Origin of the sequence: Streptomyces sp. NRRL WC-3605, from assembly GCF_001509795.1 — a bacterium.
Classification (GTDB): domain Bacteria; phylum Actinomycetota; class Actinomycetes; order Streptomycetales; family Streptomycetaceae; genus Streptomyces; species Streptomyces viridochromogenes.
Genome location: NZ_LLZN01000066.1, coordinates 11,725 through 27,946, shown reverse-complemented (window position 1 = coordinate 27,946; position 16,222 = coordinate 11,725). Strand labels below are relative to the sequence as shown.

The window sequence follows — 16,222 nt, the reverse complement described above, 5'->3', positions numbered from 1 at the left end:
GACCGTCGCTCAGTGGCGAGGCAGGCGAGGCAGTGGGTACGGCTCGCTTGTCAGGGCTCGCCAGGCGCGGCGGGTTCGGCGCGGGCGTCGGTCGTGCAGCTCTGCCAGGACGTCCAGGACGAAGCCCTCGAGGACCTCGTCCTGCGCGGTCAGTGCTGCGTGCCAGGCTCTGACCAGGTCCTGGACCGCGGACTCTTCGTCCCCGGCCCGCACGGACGCCCGCGTCACCAGGGCCTGGACCAGTGACTGGCCGTCGTCCTCCTCGCGGAGGGTGCCCGCCACTTCCACCGCCTCGTCGGCCGGGGCCAGGGCATCAGGGCGGCGTTCGAGGTCGTTGAGCGTGTCCGCCAGGTTGTTCAGGGACTCGAAGAGGGCTTGGCGGTTGGTGGGGAGGGTCTGGTCCAGCTCGCGACGGATGTGGACGGCTTCCTCGATGCGTGCGAGGGCCTCCTCGTGATGCCCCAAGGTGCTCAGGCTCCCGGCGTGCGCGTGCAGCACCGTGCCGAGCAGGTCGCGGTGGGTGACTTCGTCCGCTTCCCGAAGCAGGGCGCGCAGCACGTCCGTCGCCTGTGTGAACGATTCGACCGCGCGGTCCGCGTTGTCGTTGCCGTCGAGGACCCGCCCATGGGTGAAGAGTGCGGTGGCCCAGTCGCCGCGCTGGTCCGGAAGGTCCTCGGGCGCCGACGCGACCAGGTCGCCGACGTGACCTGCGGCGCTCGCCGCGTAGTCGACGGCTTCGGGGCCCCGGTCCATGTCGTCGTGGATCAAGGCGAGCAGGAGCAGGGCTCTGGCCAGCTTGCGGCGCAGGACCGCCCCGCCGGAGTCGGCCAGTCGCCTCAGGATCGCGGCGGCTTCCGCCGCGAGAGCCAGCGCCTCCTCGTACTCCTCCAGGTCGTGCAGGACGTCGGCCTGGGCCAGGAGGGCCTCGGCGAGGTCGGGCTCATGGGTGTCCGGGCGGGGATCGGCGAGCTTGCGGTAGATGTCGGTCGACTCGTCGTAGACGTCGTGCGCCTTGTGCGACCGACCGGTTTCGAACAGGCAGTTGCCCAGGTTGTGGAGCGCGCCGGCGAGCGCGGGCAGCTCGACGCCCGGGGAGAGCGTGGAGAGGGTCCGGTAGAGCGCCACGGCCTCCGTGAGCCGATCGGCGGCCTCGTCGTGGCGGCCGAGCCGCCGAAGTGCCGCGCCGCTGTTGTTCAGTGCGTCCGCCAGGAAGTGGAGATAGCCCTGGCCGTGGCGTTCCACCAGGTCACGAGCGAGGCGCAGGGCCGTCTCCGCGACCTCGGCCGCCTCCGGTGCCTGCCCGAGTTCCGAGTGGGCGGCGCTGAGGTTGTCCAGCGCCCGCACGAAGGCGTCCCGGAACCGGTCGCTGTCGGAGGCGTCGAGGTCCCGGAAGGCGCGCACCGACTCCTCGGCAGCGGTAAGCGCGCCGGCGTGGAGGCCGGCTCCGGCGCGGATCGCCGAGAGGTTGTGCTGGGCGTTCGCCAGCCGGTGCAGACACTCCACCCGGTCTTCCTCGGGGGCCTCGTCATGGAGTGCCGTCGTCAGCCGCAACGCGTGTTCCGCGGCGTCGACGGCCTCCTGGTGACGGGACAAGTCGCTCAGTACGTTCCCGAAGTTCGTCAGGGCGGTGGCGTAGAGCTGCCGGTGCTCGGGGGAGCCGTGGTCGACGCGGCTCAGCAGGTCGCAGCTGCGGGCTGCCGCGTCGAGGCCCTCCTCGGGGAAGCCGGCACCGGAGTAGGCGCATGCCAGGGTGTTCAGCGCCGAACCCAGTTCCGGGCTGAACTCCGTGTCTCCATCCGCCAGTTCCTCGTACCTCGCGACCGCCTCGGCGGCGTGCACGAGTGCCGTGTCGTGTTGATTGACGGCAGACAGCCGCATCGACAGATCGTGCGTCAGCTGGGCGACCGTCTCCGTGTCGGGATGCTCCTTGCGCCGCTCCGCGTCGAGGGCCGCCCGGGTACTGACCACCGAGAACGCGGCCAGAGTCAGGCTGCTGTCGGGCAGGTGGTCGATCACGGACTCCGCCAGATCGAGCCCCGACCCGGCGGCGGCGCCGCTCACCTCGCTCAGCACCTCGACCAGCATGGTGTCCTGCAGTTGCGTCGCGACACCGATCGCCAGCGGCAGCCTGGCCGCCGGGTCGGCGGCGAGCAGGGCGGCCATCGCCTCCCTGACGTGGGGGTACCGCGGCCCGGCTCGCCCCAGCACCGTCAGCGCACGCGCGACCTGGGGCTCCCGCACCACCGGTGCGACCCACTCGAGGAACTCCGGCTGGTCGAGGAGCGTCGCCGCGACCAGGTCCTCGCCGAGCCGGTCCGGCCGCAGCGGGTTGAGGGCGTCCGGGCCGGGATAGAGGGAGTCGAGCCAGCGCAGGTGGCGCTCGACCACCTCGTAGCCCTCGCCGTCGAACGTGGGCAACGCGGTGATCAGTTCACGGGCCTCCGCTGTGCTGTGCGCCGTGAACAGAGTGGCGGCCGAGACCACCTGGTCGTGGCGTAGTCGGCCCGGAGTCGACAGCTCGTGCGGCACCGCCGTCGCCGCCCAGTGGCGTCGCTCGTGGTCGAGCACGCGCAGCAGCGGATCACGCCGGGCCGGTGCGGCGTCCGGTGCGGCTTCGTCGAGGAGTGCCGCCAGCGCGGCGGCGTGCACATCCAGTACGCGGTCGTACCGTGCTGAACCGATGGCGTCCGGAGCGGCGGTCGACGGCACGGGGTGTCCCAGCAGGGCGGCGAAGGCGTCCAGGGCCCGGGCGTACTCGGCGAGTCGGTCGCCGGGCTCGGTGACGACCGGCGGCAGCGCGCGCTCGGTCAGGTCGGTGAAGAGCAGCGAGACGCGGTCGTCGCGGTGGCTGCGGAGCAGATGCGGCCACACCCCGGACGATCTGGCGAGCAGCAGCAGTCGTGCCGGTCCCTGTTCGACGGGCCGGGCGATCAGTTGTGCCGCGAGCTTCGCGATCTGCTCGGTACGGGCTTCGGCGTAGTCGATGACGACGAGTACCGGGCCGCTGAACTCGTGGACGCGGTCGAGTACCGGCGCGGGCACTTCCTCGGCGAGCAGACCCGCCGTCCATCCGTCCGCCTTCGCCCGCTCGACGGCCTCGGTCGCCAGCCGGGTCTTGCCCTGGCCGCCCGGGCCGGTCAGCAGGCGGGCGGCGACTTGGTCCTGCGCTGCCAGCCAGTCGGTCAGCCGGTCCAGTTCGTCGTCGGCCCGCTGGAAGGGGACCACGCCGTAGTCGGCTTGCAGGAGCAGGCTGGGCAGAGGGTCGGGGGGCAAGTCTCGCTGCGGCGGGAAGAGGTCGGGGAGCGCGAGTTCCGGGACCAGGTCGGTGATGTCCGCCACCAGCCGCCGTACGTCGTCGCCGAGAGTCCGGTGGCTCACGTACGCCGCCTGGCAGTGGGCCAGCCGTGCGATGTCCGAGGGGAGTTGATCCGCCTCGACGGGAGACGCGCCGTCGAGCAGCACCTGTACCACGCGGATGTTCCGCGCGAACGCACGGCGGATCTCGCGGCGTACCCAGTCGTCCTCGCGGTCCACCAGTCGTCGGCCGCCGCCCGGGTCCGGGGCGAACCAGTTCGGTCCCACGAGCACCAGCAGGATCCGCGTCTCCTCCAGAGCCTGCCGAATCGCCTCCGGGTAGAGCTCGCCGGGCAGCATCGACACACAGTCGCGGAAGACGCGCTCCGGACCGAAGGCGCGTGCCAGCAGCTCGTAGCACGCCGCGGCTGCGTACCCTGCGTCGTCCGTGCGGTAGTTGACGAAGACGTCGACCAATACGGGCTCCGTTCGCTCGTCCCCATGGTGGCACCGGCGACGCCCCGTCGTCGCCGGACGGGAGTGCCTCCCGCTCATGCCGTTCCATGACCGCCCACGCTCCGGATCCGGCTCCGGCGGACGTCAGTTGCTCGCCACGACGACGAAGAGGCTCACCGCCACCACGGCAAGCCAGAGGACCGCCGCGGCGATCAGTGCGCAGCCCACCGCTCCCGTGGTGCAGCCGATCGCGGTCCAGCCGAGCCTGGTCGTCCTCTTCGCCCGCCGGACGGCCTCGCGCTCGGCGCTGTCGTCCGTCCAGGAGCTTTCTCGATCGATCATGCGTCCCCCTTCCGGCGGACCCTATCTGCGGGCACAACGGCCTTGTCATTACGGTCGTGTCGGTACGGTCGTCTGCGGTGGGGGTAAGGTCGCCGTGCCCTGTGACGGGGCCGTCGTGCGGCAGCGGGTCGTGGCCCGGGGGGCGGGGCGTCGTCTCGATGTCCAAGGGGTCGTCGGGGTGGCCGGTGCCATCGCCTGGAGTGTCGACCGCGTGCGGTGAGGGGCCCCTGTCGGACTGCCCGGATAATATCTGTGTCGGCCGCGACAGATATTCGTGTGTCGTTCGGGCCAGCAATTCTGCCCCATCCATCCGTTCCGGGATATTAGCTCCGCATCGGCGGCTTCGGCGTGCTACTGTCGTTATCAGTTGCAGGTGTGGTTGCCAGAGGAATGCTTTTCCGACGGGGTGATCGACACGGCGACACGGAATGCGCACAGGGCGCTTTCCTGCCACCGACTCCGAAGGAGAAACAACATGGCTACCGGTACCGTGAAGTGGTTCAACGCGGAAAAGGGCTTCGGCTTCATCGAGCAGGACGGCGGCGGCGCCGACGTCTTCGCCCACTACTCCAACATCGCCAGCCAGGGCTTCCGTGAGCTGCTGGAGGGCCAGAAGGTGTCGTTCGACATCGCTCAGGGCCAGAAGGGCCTGACGGCGGAGAACATCGTCGCCGCCTGACGTCGGCACCGACGCATACTTCGCAGCTGGGGCCCGCACCTCTGGGGTGCGGGCCCCAGCTCGCTGTTTTCCGGGCAACTTTCCAGGCCAGTCATTCCGGCCAGTTTCCCCCGGCTAGTTTCCCCAGTTCACTTTTTCGCTTTTCGGCGATCCCCGTTGATGGGCCACCTCTTGCGCCCGTCCGGTTCGCCCCTCGACTTTCGGCTCGTTTCGAGATTCTCTGCGCCGCTTCTGTGCTGCGGGAATTCCTTGCTGCGTGCCCCGACGGAAGGTTCCGCATGCAGCGTTCCCGCATGTCCAGTAATCCCCGCACATCCGACACCCGCACCTCCCGCGCCCCCGACCGTTTCCGGCGTGGCTCCGGTCCCCGGCGGACCGGCGGGCGCCGGAGCGACGAGTTCGCGGTGCCGGTGACGAAGACGCCCGCCCTGCCCGCCGCGACGTCGTTCAGCGACCTCGACATGCCCGGGCAGCTGATGGCGACGCTCAGCCACGAAGGCGTGTCCGTGCCGTTCCCGATCCAGGCGGCCACCCTGCCGAACTCGCTCGCCGGTCGTGACGTCCTCGGCCGGGGCCGCACCGGCTCCGGCAAGACGCTCGCGTTCGGCCTCGCCCTCCTGGCCCGTACGGCCGGGCGGCGTGCCGAGCCGAAGCGGCCGCTCAGCCTCGTCCTCGTCCCCACCCGTGAGCTCGCCCAGCAGGTCACGGACGCCCTCGCCCCGTACGCCCGCTCCGTGGGCCTGCGTATGGCGGCGGTCGTCGGCGGGATGTCGATCGGACGGCAGACCGGCGCGCTGCGCGCCGGCGCCGAGGTCGTCGTCGCGACGCCGGGACGGCTCAAGGACCTGATCGACCGGGGCGCCTGCCGCCTGGACGACGTCGGCATCACGGTCCTCGACGAGGCCGACCAGATGGCCGACATGGGCTTCATGCCCCAGGTCACCGCGCTGCTCGACCAGGTGCGCCCGGACGGGCAGCGGCTGCTGTTCTCGGCCACCCTGGACCGCAACGTCGACCTGCTGGTCCGCCGCTACCTGAGCGACCCCGTCGTCCACTCCGTCGACCCGTCCGCCGGCGCGGTCACCACGATGGAGCACCACGTGCTCCACGTCCACGACGCGGACAAGTACCGGACGACGACGGAGATCGCGGCACGCGACGGCCGCGTCATCATGTTCCTCGACACCAAGCACGCCGTGGACAAGCTGACCAAGCACCTGCTGAGCAGCGGTGTGCGGGCTGCGGCGCTGCACGGCGGCAAGTCCCAGCCGCAGCGCACCCGGACCCTGGCCCAGTTCAAGAACGGGCAGGTGACCGTGCTGGTCGCGACCAACGTCGCGGCGCGCGGCATCCACGTCGACAACCTCGACCTGGTCGTCAACGTCGATCCGCCCAGCGACCACAAGGACTATCTGCACCGCGGCGGGCGTACGGCCCGGGCCGGCGAGTCCGGCAGCGTCGTCACCCTGGTGACGCCCGGACAGCGCCGGAGCATGAGCCGGCTGATGGACGCGGCGGGCATCAGCCCCCGGATCGCCCAGGTGCGCTCGGGCGAGGCGGAGCTGAGCCGGATCACCGGGGCGCAGGCGCCTTCCGGTGTCCCGGTCGTCATCGCCGCGCCCGAAGCGTCACGCCCGCGCGGCGCGTCCTCCTCGTCCCGCGGCCGCCGGCGTCCCGGGCGCGGCGCGCCGGTACGGGGCCAGGCCGTGCGCCAGGAGGGGCGGCGCGCGTCCGGGTTCGGTTCCGCCGCCTAGGGGCCCCGCCCGAATACCCCGGCACCCGGTGCCCCGGCACCCCGGTGCCTCGGCACCACGGTGTCTCGACGCTTCGGCGCCATGCCCGCCCACCCGACCCCCACACCCGCAGGAGCAGCCATGACGACGGTCCAGCCGCAGTACCGGACAGCACACCGCTCCCCCGTGACCGGGGCCGACGGGCGGGACATCGCCGGGCCGCGGGTCCGGGACGACATGACGGTCGAGGTCGCACTGTCTCTCATGGCCGGCGCCCGCGTCGACCACCTCGTCCTGTGCGACGCGGACGACGAGAGCACGGGCCTGGTCACCCTGGCCCGGCTCGCCGTCCTGCGGCGCAGCCCCGCCTACACGGACCGGGTCCGGCTGCGGGACGTCCTGGAGGCGCCGGTCGCCGCGTAGGCGCGTAGGCGCGCAGGACGGAGTCGTCGCGTCCCGGCGCCGCCCCGAGCAAGGGTGGCGGAGCAACGGGACGGTCCCATGGTGTTACATGTGGTGCGGGGCCCTGGTGCCGGTCGGCGCCGGGCCCCGTGACGCGTTGTACATCGAGGTGACATGGCAGATTCCCCGCTCAGCGACCGGCTGGACGACGACGACTACCCCGCGTACACCATGGGCCGGGCCGCCGAGATGCTCGGCACCACACCGGGTTTCCTGCGCGCGCTCGGCGAGGCGCGGCTGATCACTCCGCTGCGCTCGGAGGGCGGGCACCGCCGGTACTCGCGCTACCAGTTGCGGATCGCGGCCCGCGCCCGTGAGCTCGTCGACCAGGGGACGCCGATCGAGGCCGCGTGCCGGATCATCATCCTCGAGGACCAGCTCGAGGAGGCGCAGCGCATCAACGCCGAGTACCGGCGCGCCGCCGAGAAGGGGTCCGGCGGTTCCGGGGACTGACCGGCCGTAGGGGTCAGCCCGGCGGGTGAGGTCAGCGCAGCGGGTGAGGTCAGCCCAGCGGGTTCGTCGTGGAGCGCAGGGTGGACAGCACCGGGCCGTACATCCGGGCCTTGATGGTGCCGACGGTGTCGCCCGCCTTGTTCACCTGGGCCTGGGCGAGTTCGATCGCCGTGGAACGTACGGCGTCGTCGGGGACCGCCTGGTCGACGATGCCGGCGGCCGCCGCGTCGGCGCCTCCGTAGCGGCGGGCCGTGACCATCGCCTCGTGCGCCGTCCGGGGCGTGAGCCGGGACTGGATGAGGGCGGACATGCCGGGCGTGAAGGGGATGTCGATGTCCGCCTCCGGCAGGCACCAGTAGCCGCGGTCGGCGCGCATGACCCGGAAGTCGTGGGCGAGGGAGAGCATCGCGCCGGCGGCGAAGGTGTGGCCCTGGAGAGCGGCCACGGTCACCAGGGGCAGGGACAGCACGCGCGCGAACAACTGGTGCACGGAGACGACGTAGTCGTGGTACTCGTCGGCGTGCGCGGTGAGCCACTCCAGGTCGAGCCCGTTGGACCAGAACTTGCCCGTGGCGGAGGTGACCAGGGCGCGCGGGCCGTCGGCCTTCTCCACCACGTCGAGTGCGCCCCCGACGGCGGCGATCCAGTCCGGGTGGAAGCGGTTCTCGCCGTCCCCCAGGTCGAGGACGAAGACGTTTTCCTGGCGGTCGAGCGACGACATGACGGCTCTCCTTCGGGGCGGGCGGCAGGGGCGAGCGGGGAACGACTCATGAGCGACCGCTTAGTAACTTATGACGGCGGCATACCGCGCGCAAGGGGCAGGCCGCGTCGGCGCAGGAGGCCGGCCCCCACCGGCAGCACGAACGCCGACCAGGGGCCCGGTCCGCTCGCGCGGGTCGGGCCCCTGGTCGGTCATCGGGGTGATCGTGGAGTCGATCGCACCTCAGGCGCTGACGCGTCCACTCGGCGGACCGGCCTTGGGCCGGGTGTTCCTCACGGCCCGTACTCCACCGGCCGGTCCCCGCCCCGAGAGGCGTGGCGCGGAACGCCGTTCCTCCGGGCGGACCTCAGAACGCGCTGTTGTCGCAGCCCATGCTCGAGCCGAGGTGGGTGTTCTGCGCGGCCGGGTCGCCCTCGCCGTTGAGCGCGTTGGCCAGGGCGCCGTTCAGGACGCCGACCTCGCCGAGGACGTCCAGGTTCAGGTCGTGCGACTTGCAGTTGGAGCTCTGCAGGACGCTGACCTTGTCCCCGCCCTTCTTGTCACCGTGCCCGTCGAGACCCTGGGCCGTGGCGGTGCCGCTGGCCAGGATTCCGGCGCTGCCGAGGGCGACGACCACGACGGCAGCCTTGCGAAGCTTGTGCATGTCATCTCCGGAGAGGTGTGAGGGTGCGATCCGCGAGAGATCGACTTCGTACAGTTACGAGAGGCTAATGTGACGAAATACGACATGTCGGTGCGACTCGCCGATGATCGTCATCTTTCACCGCACCCCGTACACCCCCGCTACTGGTCCAGATACGCCAGCACGGCCAGCACCCGGCGGTTGTCCCCGTCCGTCGGCAGCAGGCCGAGCTTGGTGAAGATGTTGCCGATGTGCTTGGCGACGGCCTTCTCGGAGATGAACAGGCCCTGGGCGATCCCCGCGTTCGAACGGCCCTGCGCCACCCACTCCAGGACCTCGCGCTCGCGCTCGGAGAGGCTGCCCACCGCCTCGTCGCGCTCCTTGCGGACCAGGAGCTTGGAGATCACCTCGGGGTCCATCGCGGTGCCGCCCTCGGCCACCCGGCGGATGGAGTCGAGGAAGTGGCCGCCGTTGGTGACGCGGTCCTTCAGCATGTAGCCGACGCCCCGGCCGCCGCCGGCCAGCAACTCGCGGGCGTACAGCGGCTCGACGTACTGGGAGAGGAGCAGGACCGGGAGGTCCGGGACGCGTTCGCGGGCGGCCAGCACCGCGCGCAGGCCCTCGTCCGTGAACGTCGGCGGCAGCCGGACGTCGACGACCGCGACGTCCGGCTGCTGCTCGATGAGCGCGTCCAGCAGTTCCGTCCCGTTGTCCACGGCGGCGACGACCTCGTGGCCGTGGGCGCCGAGGAGACGGATCAGCCCGTCCCTCAGGAGGAAGTGGTCTTCGGCGAGGGCAATACGCACGGAAGCTCCATCGTCACCATGGTCGGGCCGTTCACGGGGCTGTTGACGGCGAGGACGCCGTCGAAGGTGGCGAGCCGGCGCTCGATGCCCCGCAGACCGGTGCCGCGCGAGACGTCCGCACCGCCCTGGCCGTCGTCCGTGACGGTGATGCGCAGCATCCCGCGATCGTAACGGATGTCGATCCAGGCCCGGTCGGCGCCGGAGTGCTTGGCGACGTTGGTCAGGATCTCGGAGATCGCGAAGTACGCAGCGGACTCGACGGGCATCTCGGGACGCCCCGGCAGGTCGACGTGGACCTCGGTGCGGACCGGGCAGATCATCGCCAACGCCCGTACCGCGTCCGCGAGTCCGCGGTCGGCGAGGACCGGCGGGTGGATGCCCCGGACGAGGTCGCGCAGCTCCTCCAGCGCCTTGGAGGAGGACTCGCGGGCCTCGATGAGCAGGGCGCGCACGGCCTCCGGGTTGGTCTCCAGGAGGTGTTCGGCGGCGTCCAGGGTCATGCCCATCGCGACCAGGCGGGCCTGGGCGCCGTCGTGCAGGTCGCGTTCGATCCGGCGGATCTCGGCCATCTGCGTGTCGACGGCGTCGGAGCGGGTGGTGGCCAGGTGCTGGATGCGGCTGGCCATCAGCTCGGCTTCGCTGGGGGCGAGCATGGAGCGGGTGTACAGGGCGTGCCGGCGGACGGCGCGCGGCGCGACCCACAGGGCGAGCGGCACCTGGAGGACGCCCAGGACGCCGGCGAGGACGGCGGTGGCCTGGCCCTCGATCGGGATGAACTGGTACCACAGGCCGTCCCATTCGACGGACAGCGGGACGCCGAAGAAGGCGAGGAAGACGCCCCAGACACCGCTGAGGATCAGGGCCAGCGGGAAGAACGCGAAGAACGCGCCGGCCAGCGGGTCGACGAGCACCCAGACCCACTCCCGGCGGGTCTGCGGGTCGCTCATGATCCACCGGTAGCGGGCGGCGGCCCCGGACGCTCCCTCGGGGGCGGGGGGCAGCGGTCCCGGCGGGCCGGGGATCTCCACCCCTGACCAGCGCAGGGCCAGCTCGCGCTGGCGGGCGGCGAGGTTGCGCACGCCCTCCATGGCGCGCGGCACCACGCCGAGGCCGGGCCCCACCAGCCAGATCGCCCCGGACACCGCCAGGGACCGGCCGAAGGCCGCCGACGCCATCCAGCACAGGGTCATCACCCTGCGCAGCCCGACCAGTCCGGCCGCGACCGAGAATCCCCTGATCTCGTCGGGCGCGCGGTTCACCCCGAGCTGCATCGTGCGGTCCATACGGCTCGCTCCTCTCTGCTGCCTGTGCGGTACGTGGGCCGAAACGCCCGTGTCCTCATTCTGGCCACGGCCGGGGTGTCGGCGCGGTGGGGAAAACTCCCCTCTTCGGCGGCTGGAAAGGGGGGTTGGTTCCACCCGCCGATCGGTCAGGGGCCGATGAAGAGCGACAGGGTGTCCGCGACGCAGGCCGAGCGCGGGCGTCCTCCCTCTTCCACCTCGACCGTCATCCGGACGGCCGCGAGGTGGCCGGCGGGGGTCTCGCGCACGCCGGTCAGCCGGGCGCCGCCGCGGACACGGGAGCCGACGGGTACGGGCCGGGGGAAACGCACCTTGTCCAGGCCGAAGTTGACGCCCATCTCGATCTTCTCGATGTCGAAGATGGCGCGCATCATCTCGGGCAGCAGGGCGAGGGTCATGTAGCCGTGCAGGATGGTCCCGCCGAAGGGGCTGTGCGCCGCCCGCTCGGGGTCCACGTGGATCCACTGGAGGTCGCCGGTGGCCTCGGCGAACCGGTCGACCCGGTCCTGGCCGACCCGCTGCCACTCGCTGTACCCCAGGTGTTCGCCGGTGGCGGCGGCAAAGTCGGCCAGACTGGCGAAAGATCTCATGACGTCGATTCTGTTGGGCTGTTCGGGACAGGGACAAGGCGCGCCCCGGCCAGAGAGCCCCGGCCGTCAGCGCGCCGTCAGTCGTTCGTCAGCGGTGGCTCAGCCGTACCGCTTCAGCTCGTGGAAGAAGCCGGGCACGGTGTGCAGTTCACCGGCGGCGGCGACGCGGTCGTAGACGTGCTTGGCGACGGCCAGGTCCAGGACGCCGAGGCCGAACGGGGAGAAGATCACCGTGCGGTCGGACGGCGGGGTGACGGCACCGGTGAGCACGTCGTACAGGGTCCCGGCGACGAAGTCGCGGTTCCCGGCGCGCTGTTCGGCCAGGTGCGGGGAGGTGCCGGCCTTCAGGCAGTGCTCGACGTCGTCGACGGCGTTCCAGGAGTCGAGGACGATCTCGGGTGACAGGTCGCGCAGGGAGACGTGCAGCACCAGCGGGTGGTGGGTGAACCACTGCGGGTCGGTGACGTGGGGTTCCCCGGCGACCGTGGCGAACACGACGAGGTCGCTGGAGCGGATCAGGTCCTCGGCCTTGTCGTGGACGGTGATGTCGACGCCGTCGCCCTCGGCGCGCCGCAGATAGCCGCGGAAGCCCTCGGCGTGCTCGGCGGACAGGTCGTGCACGCCGATCGCCTCGAAGTCGAAGCCGCTCGCCGCGAGGTAGGTGTGCAGATAGCGGGCGATCAGGCCGACGCCGACGAAGCCGACCCGGGTGGGCCGGGTGCCGCGGGCCGTGCTGAGCCGGTCGGCGGCCAGCGCCGCCGAGGCGGCGGTGCGGGCGGCGCTGATGATGGAGCTCTCCAGGCAGGCGAACGGGTAGCCGGTCTCGGCGTCGTTGAGGATCAGCACGGCGGAGGCGCGCGGGATGCCCGCGGCCACGTTCTCCGGGAAGCTGGAGATCCACTTGATGCCGTGCACGCCGACGTCGCCCTTGACGGAGGCGGGCAGCGCGATGATCCGGGACGACGGACGGTCCGGGAACCGCAGGAAGTACGAGTCCGGGTTGACCGTCCGTCCCTCGCCGTGCAGCCGGTAGGCGGCCTCGACGGCCGCGACCACCTCGTTCTCGTGCCCGTCGAGCGCCCGGTGCACCTGGGCGCCGGAGACGACGGAGAAAGGGGGGACCTGAGTCATGGGGATGCTGCTCCTGAGAGGTGGAAGGGTCGTACGGGGCGGGGGCCGGGTCAGCCGATGCGGGCGAGGCCCTTGGCGTCCTGCCGGGCGCGGCCGCGGGACACCAGCAGCGGGTCCCAGTCCGGGTGCCTCTCGGGCAGCCGGGCGGGGTCGCCGAGGACCGTGCCGCCGTACACCTCGGCCAGCAGGGGGCGGCCCAGGATCTGGGAGGCCACGGCCATGCCGCCGGTGGCGACGCCGCCGACACCGCTGCCGTAGCGGACGTTCTGGCCGACGACGTAGAGCCCTTCGACGTCCGTGCGCACGTCCGGGCGGCGGCCGTCGGAGCCCCAGCTGGCCATGCCGTACGGGGTGCCGCCGCTGGCGCGGATGTAGCGCTCGTTGGTGAGCGGGGTCGCGGTCTCCACATGGGTGATCCGGTCCCGGAAGGGGCCGAGGACGCGTTCGGCGGCGTCCAGGACCAGCTCGGTCACCTCGCGTTTGCGGGCCAGGTAGGCGGGGTCGCGGCGGTACGGTTCGCCGTCAGCGGGTCCGCCGCGCACACCCCAGAAGGCATGGCCGGGCGGGCAGCCGGTCATCAGCTGGAAGTTGCTGTGGCCGGGCGGGCAGACCGCCTTCGAGCCCTGGTCCTTCAGCGAGGCGAAGGAGAAGGCGAGCTGGGGGACGCGGTCGAAGACGCCGTGGCGCTCGTAGCGGTCGAGCACGTCGGCGTGGGCGGCCTCCATGTCGTCGCTGTCGTGCCACCAGATGTTGGCGTTGGGCAGGCCGTCCAGCTCGGTGTCGAGGGCGACGTACACGGCGACGACCGCGCTGCGCATGGTCGCCGCGCGGGTCCGGGCGACCAGGTCGGCGGGGAAGGACTCCTCGCCGCCGCACAGGTCGAGGACGGTCCGCCGGTAGTCGGCGTTGGAGACGATCAGGGGGGCGAACACGCGCTGCCCGTCGGCGAGTTCGACGCCGGTGGCGCGTCCGTCGTCGATGAGGATGCGGCGCGCCTCGGTGCGGGTGCGCAGCTCGCCGCCGCAGGACTCCAGGGCCTCCACGAACGCGGCGACGAGGGTCTGGCCGCCGCCCTCCGGGTAGTACGCGCCGCGCAGGTAGTGGTCCATGATGTTGACGTGCTCGGCGAAGCCGATCCCGTCGGGCATGGCGCCGTAGTTGCCGGCCTGGGCGGCGAGCAGGGTGCGGCCCTTCGGGGACAGTCCGCAGTGGTCGAGGGCCCGGCCGAGGGTGCGGCGGGTCCAGCGCATCGTCTGCGGGGAGCGGCGGAACAGCTCGACCATGGACTCGCCCATCAGCCCGGCGCGGCTCGCGCCGGCCACGGCGACGGCGAGGTCGACGAACCGGTCGACGCGGTCCGCCTCGGCGGGCAGGGCCTGCTTGAGGCGGGCCCGGTACCGCTCCCAGCCGGCCGGGACGTCCACGGTGGCCGTGGGCGTCATGATCCGGTCGAAACCGCCCTCGTTGTCCATGGGTCGGAACCGCACGCGGTCGCGTACGCCGAGCCCGGACAGCACGGCGGGCAGCAGTCCGTCCTCGCCGCAGTCGCCGAGGTAGTGGGTGCCGACGTCGAACTCGTACTTGCGGCGGCGCCGGAAGACGTGCGCGTTGCCGCCGGCCACGTCGTGCTGTTCGAGGACGAGGACGCGGCGGCCGTCGGCGGCCAGGTATCCGGCGCCGACGAGGCCGCCGATGCCGCTGCCGACGACGATCGCGTCGTAGTGCCGGCCGTCGAGGTCGCGGGGGCCGCGCTGCTGGGGTCGGGTTCCGCCGCTCATCAGAAGGTGCCGCCGCCGTGGATCTCGAGGACCGAGCCGGTGATGTACGCGGCCCGCTCGGAGACGAGGAACGACACCAGGTCGGCGACCTCCTCGGGGCGGCCGAGGCGGCCCAGGGCCACGTTCTTCAGCTGCCGCTGCAGGGCGGCCTCCGGCATGCCGCCGACCATGTCGGTCTCGATGAGGCCGGGCGCGACCACGTTGACGCGGACGCCGCGCGGCCCGCACTCCTTGGCGAGGGACTTGGTGAAGCCGATGATCCCGGCCTTGGATGCGGCGTAGTTGGCCTGCCCGGCGTTGCCGTACACGCCGGCGACCGACGACAGGTTGACGATGGCGCCGCTGCGGCGCTTGCTCATGGAGAACGCGGCGGCCCGGCACACGTGGTAGACGCCGTCGAGGTTGGTGCGCAGCACCTGGTTCCAGTCGTCCTCGGGCATCAGCACCAGCGGCCGGTCCCGGGTGATGCCGGCGGAGGTGACGGCGGCGTCGACGGGGCCGAGCTCGCGTTCGGTGCGCGCGTACCAGTCGCGTACGTCGTCGGCGTCGGCGACGTCGCAGCGGGTGGCGGTGACCCGGGTGCCGTGCTCGGCGGCCTCCTTGGTGAGGCGTTCGGCGGCGTCCTCGTCGGAGCGGTAGCAGAAGGCGACGTCGTACCCGTCCTGGGCCAGGCGGGTCACGATCGCCCTGCCGATGCCCCGGGAGCCGCCGCTGACCAGTGCGATCACCGCTGCTCTCCCATCAGGCGCAGGACGGCCGCGGCGACCGCGCCGTCCCGGTCGACGGCGGTGACCAGCGCGGTGCGGCCCGCCGAGCCGGGGTCGGTCTCGGCGACCGCGAGGACGGCGCCGATCTGGAACGAGGCGGAGGCGGCGCTGGTGTCGCCGAGCAGCTCCATGGACGGCACGCGGGAGAGCGCGTCGGCGGGGGCGAGGGCGGCGAGGGCCTCGTGCTCGGCGTGTCCGGCGGCGGTGGGCGCGGCGCACGGCACGGCGGCCCACAGGTCCGCGGCGTCCACGCCGGCCCGGTCGAGGGCGCGGCGGGCGCAGGCGGTGACGGCGGCCCGCGGGTCGTCGTCGATGTCGACGCGGGTCTCCACGCTCAGCACGGCGGCCAGCGCGGGGCGTTCGGCGGTGTCCGCGGGTTCGAGGAGGAAGAGGCCGCAGCCCTCGCCGAGCAGCGGCGCCGGGTCGCCGGGGGCGGCGGCGGTGTGCTCGAACCAGGCGTGCGCGGCGGAGAACTCCTCGGCGGAGCCCACCAGGTACTTGGTGGCCCGGCCCTGGTGCATCAGGCGGCGCGCGTAGTTCAGGGCGAGCAGGCCGCTGACCCGGCCGCCGGCGACGGTGGTGTTGGGGCCCTTCAGGCCGTGCCGGATGGCGGTGGCGCCGGCGGCGTGGTTGAGGCTGCCGAACGGGATGCGTCCGGCGTCGACGTAGAAGGGGCGCTCGTTGGTGTAGGACTGGCGCAGGAAGTCGGTGACGTTCTCCAGGCTGCCCATGGTGATGCCGAGGACGACGCCGGTCAGGTCGTCGGTCTCGACGACGCGGTTGCCGTCGCCGTCCAGCAGGAGGCCGTCGGAGGCGACCAGGGCCAGCGCGGTGAGCCGGTCCATCTTGGCGGTGCCGCGCTTGCCGAGCAGTTCCTGGATGTCGAAGCCGGGCACCACGCAGACGTCGGAGGACGGCAGGGAGCCGAGCGCGGCGTCCGCCTTCACGGCCGTCTTGGCGCCGGCGCGGACCCCGGCGGCGAAGTGTTCACGGCCGACGCCGTACGGCGAGACGGCCGACCAGCCGGTGATGACGGGTGTGCCGGGCGGCAGCGTGGCCTCCGGTCTGGCTGTTGCGGTGCTCATGG

The 16,222-nt window shown here is 72.2% G+C and carries 15 protein-coding genes; 4 read left to right on the top strand and 11 right to left on the bottom strand.

All coding sequences use genetic code 11. The annotated features are described in order from the left end of the window. Nucleotides 1–9: 9 nt before the first annotated feature. Both ADL34_RS21865 and ADL34_RS21860 read right to left on the bottom strand, forming a co-directional pair. Complete coding sequence (locus ADL34_RS21865) at nucleotides 10–3,771, bottom strand: toll/interleukin-1 receptor domain-containing protein (protein ID WP_062668526.1); 3,762 nt, start codon at nucleotides 3,769–3,771, stop codon at nucleotides 10–12. 123 nt (nucleotides 3,772–3,894) lie between these two features. After that, nucleotides 3,895–4,092: a hypothetical protein gene (locus ADL34_RS21860; protein ID WP_062668527.1), complete on the bottom strand. Its 198-nt coding sequence runs from the start codon at nucleotides 4,090–4,092 to the stop codon at nucleotides 3,895–3,897. Nucleotides 4,093–4,567: 475 nt separating this feature from the next. Between ADL34_RS21860 and ADL34_RS21855 the strand changes: the two genes are divergently transcribed. The 4 genes from ADL34_RS21855 (at nucleotide 4,568) to ADL34_RS21840 (ending at nucleotide 7,419) form a co-directional block, all read left to right on the top strand. Further along, the gene (locus ADL34_RS21855; protein WP_062668528.1) at nucleotides 4,568–4,771 is read left to right on the top strand and encodes a cold-shock protein; all 204 of its coding nucleotides are present in this window, start codon (nucleotides 4,568–4,570) and stop codon (nucleotides 4,769–4,771) included. A gap of 293 nt (nucleotides 4,772–5,064) precedes the next feature. Beyond that, nucleotides 5,065–6,525, top strand: a complete 1,461-nt coding sequence (locus ADL34_RS21850) for a DEAD/DEAH box helicase (RefSeq protein WP_402549295.1) — start codon at nucleotides 5,065–5,067, stop codon at nucleotides 6,523–6,525. A gap of 120 nt (nucleotides 6,526–6,645) precedes the next feature. Beyond that, nucleotides 6,646–6,927, top strand: a complete 282-nt coding sequence (locus ADL34_RS21845) for a CBS domain-containing protein (RefSeq protein ID WP_062668529.1) — start codon at nucleotides 6,646–6,648, stop codon at nucleotides 6,925–6,927. A gap of 153 nt (nucleotides 6,928–7,080) precedes the next feature. Beyond that, nucleotides 7,081–7,419: a MerR family transcriptional regulator gene (locus tag ADL34_RS21840; protein ID WP_062668530.1), complete on the top strand. Its 339-nt coding sequence runs from the start codon at nucleotides 7,081–7,083 to the stop codon at nucleotides 7,417–7,419. A gap of 49 nt (nucleotides 7,420–7,468) precedes the next feature. On the opposite strand, the gene ADL34_RS21835 is transcribed toward ADL34_RS21840, so the two are convergent. From ADL34_RS21835 to ADL34_RS21795, 9 genes are all read right to left on the bottom strand, one after another. After that, nucleotides 7,469–8,140, bottom strand: a complete 672-nt coding sequence (locus tag ADL34_RS21835) for an enoyl-CoA hydratase-related protein (RefSeq protein ID WP_062668531.1) — start codon at nucleotides 8,138–8,140, stop codon at nucleotides 7,469–7,471. 346 nt (nucleotides 8,141–8,486) lie between these two features. Next, entirely contained in the window at nucleotides 8,487–8,783 is a 297-nt protein-coding gene (locus tag ADL34_RS21830) for a hypothetical protein (protein WP_062668532.1), read from the bottom strand. A 140-nt stretch (nucleotides 8,784–8,923) separates the two neighbouring features. Continuing rightward, complete coding sequence (locus ADL34_RS21825; RefSeq protein ID WP_062668533.1) at nucleotides 8,924–9,568, bottom strand: response regulator transcription factor; 645 nt, start codon at nucleotides 9,566–9,568, stop codon at nucleotides 8,924–8,926. Next, on the bottom strand, nucleotides 9,532–10,851 hold the full coding sequence (locus ADL34_RS21820; protein ID WP_062668534.1) for a sensor histidine kinase: 1,320 nt from the start codon (nucleotides 10,849–10,851) through the stop codon (nucleotides 9,532–9,534). The genes ADL34_RS21825 and ADL34_RS21820 overlap by 37 nt, the downstream gene beginning before the upstream one ends. Before the next feature lie 146 nt (nucleotides 10,852–10,997). After that, complete coding sequence (locus ADL34_RS21815) at nucleotides 10,998–11,459, bottom strand: MaoC family dehydratase (RefSeq protein ID WP_062668535.1); 462 nt, start codon at nucleotides 11,457–11,459, stop codon at nucleotides 10,998–11,000. A gap of 99 nt (nucleotides 11,460–11,558) precedes the next feature. Next, the gene (sbnB, locus tag ADL34_RS21810; RefSeq protein WP_062668536.1) at nucleotides 11,559–12,590 is read right to left on the bottom strand and encodes a 2,3-diaminopropionate biosynthesis protein SbnB; all 1,032 of its coding nucleotides are present in this window, start codon (nucleotides 12,588–12,590) and stop codon (nucleotides 11,559–11,561) included. Between the two features lie 50 nt (nucleotides 12,591–12,640). After that, on the bottom strand, nucleotides 12,641–14,368 hold the full coding sequence (locus tag ADL34_RS21805) for a phytoene desaturase family protein (RefSeq protein WP_062668537.1): 1,728 nt from the start codon (nucleotides 14,366–14,368) through the stop codon (nucleotides 12,641–12,643). Continuing rightward, nucleotides 14,368–15,096 (bottom strand): 3-oxoacyl-[acyl-carrier-protein] reductase, encoded by a 729-nt coding sequence (gene fabG / locus ADL34_RS21800; RefSeq protein ID WP_062668538.1) that lies wholly within the window; start codon nucleotides 15,094–15,096, stop codon nucleotides 14,368–14,370. The genes ADL34_RS21805 and fabG overlap by 1 nt, the downstream gene beginning before the upstream one ends. Beyond that, on the bottom strand, nucleotides 15,093–16,220 hold the full coding sequence (locus ADL34_RS21795) for a beta-ketoacyl synthase N-terminal-like domain-containing protein (RefSeq protein ID WP_062668557.1): 1,128 nt from the start codon (nucleotides 16,218–16,220) through the stop codon (nucleotides 15,093–15,095). The genes fabG and ADL34_RS21795 overlap by 4 nt, the downstream gene beginning before the upstream one ends. Nucleotides 16,221–16,222: the final 2 nt, after the last annotated feature.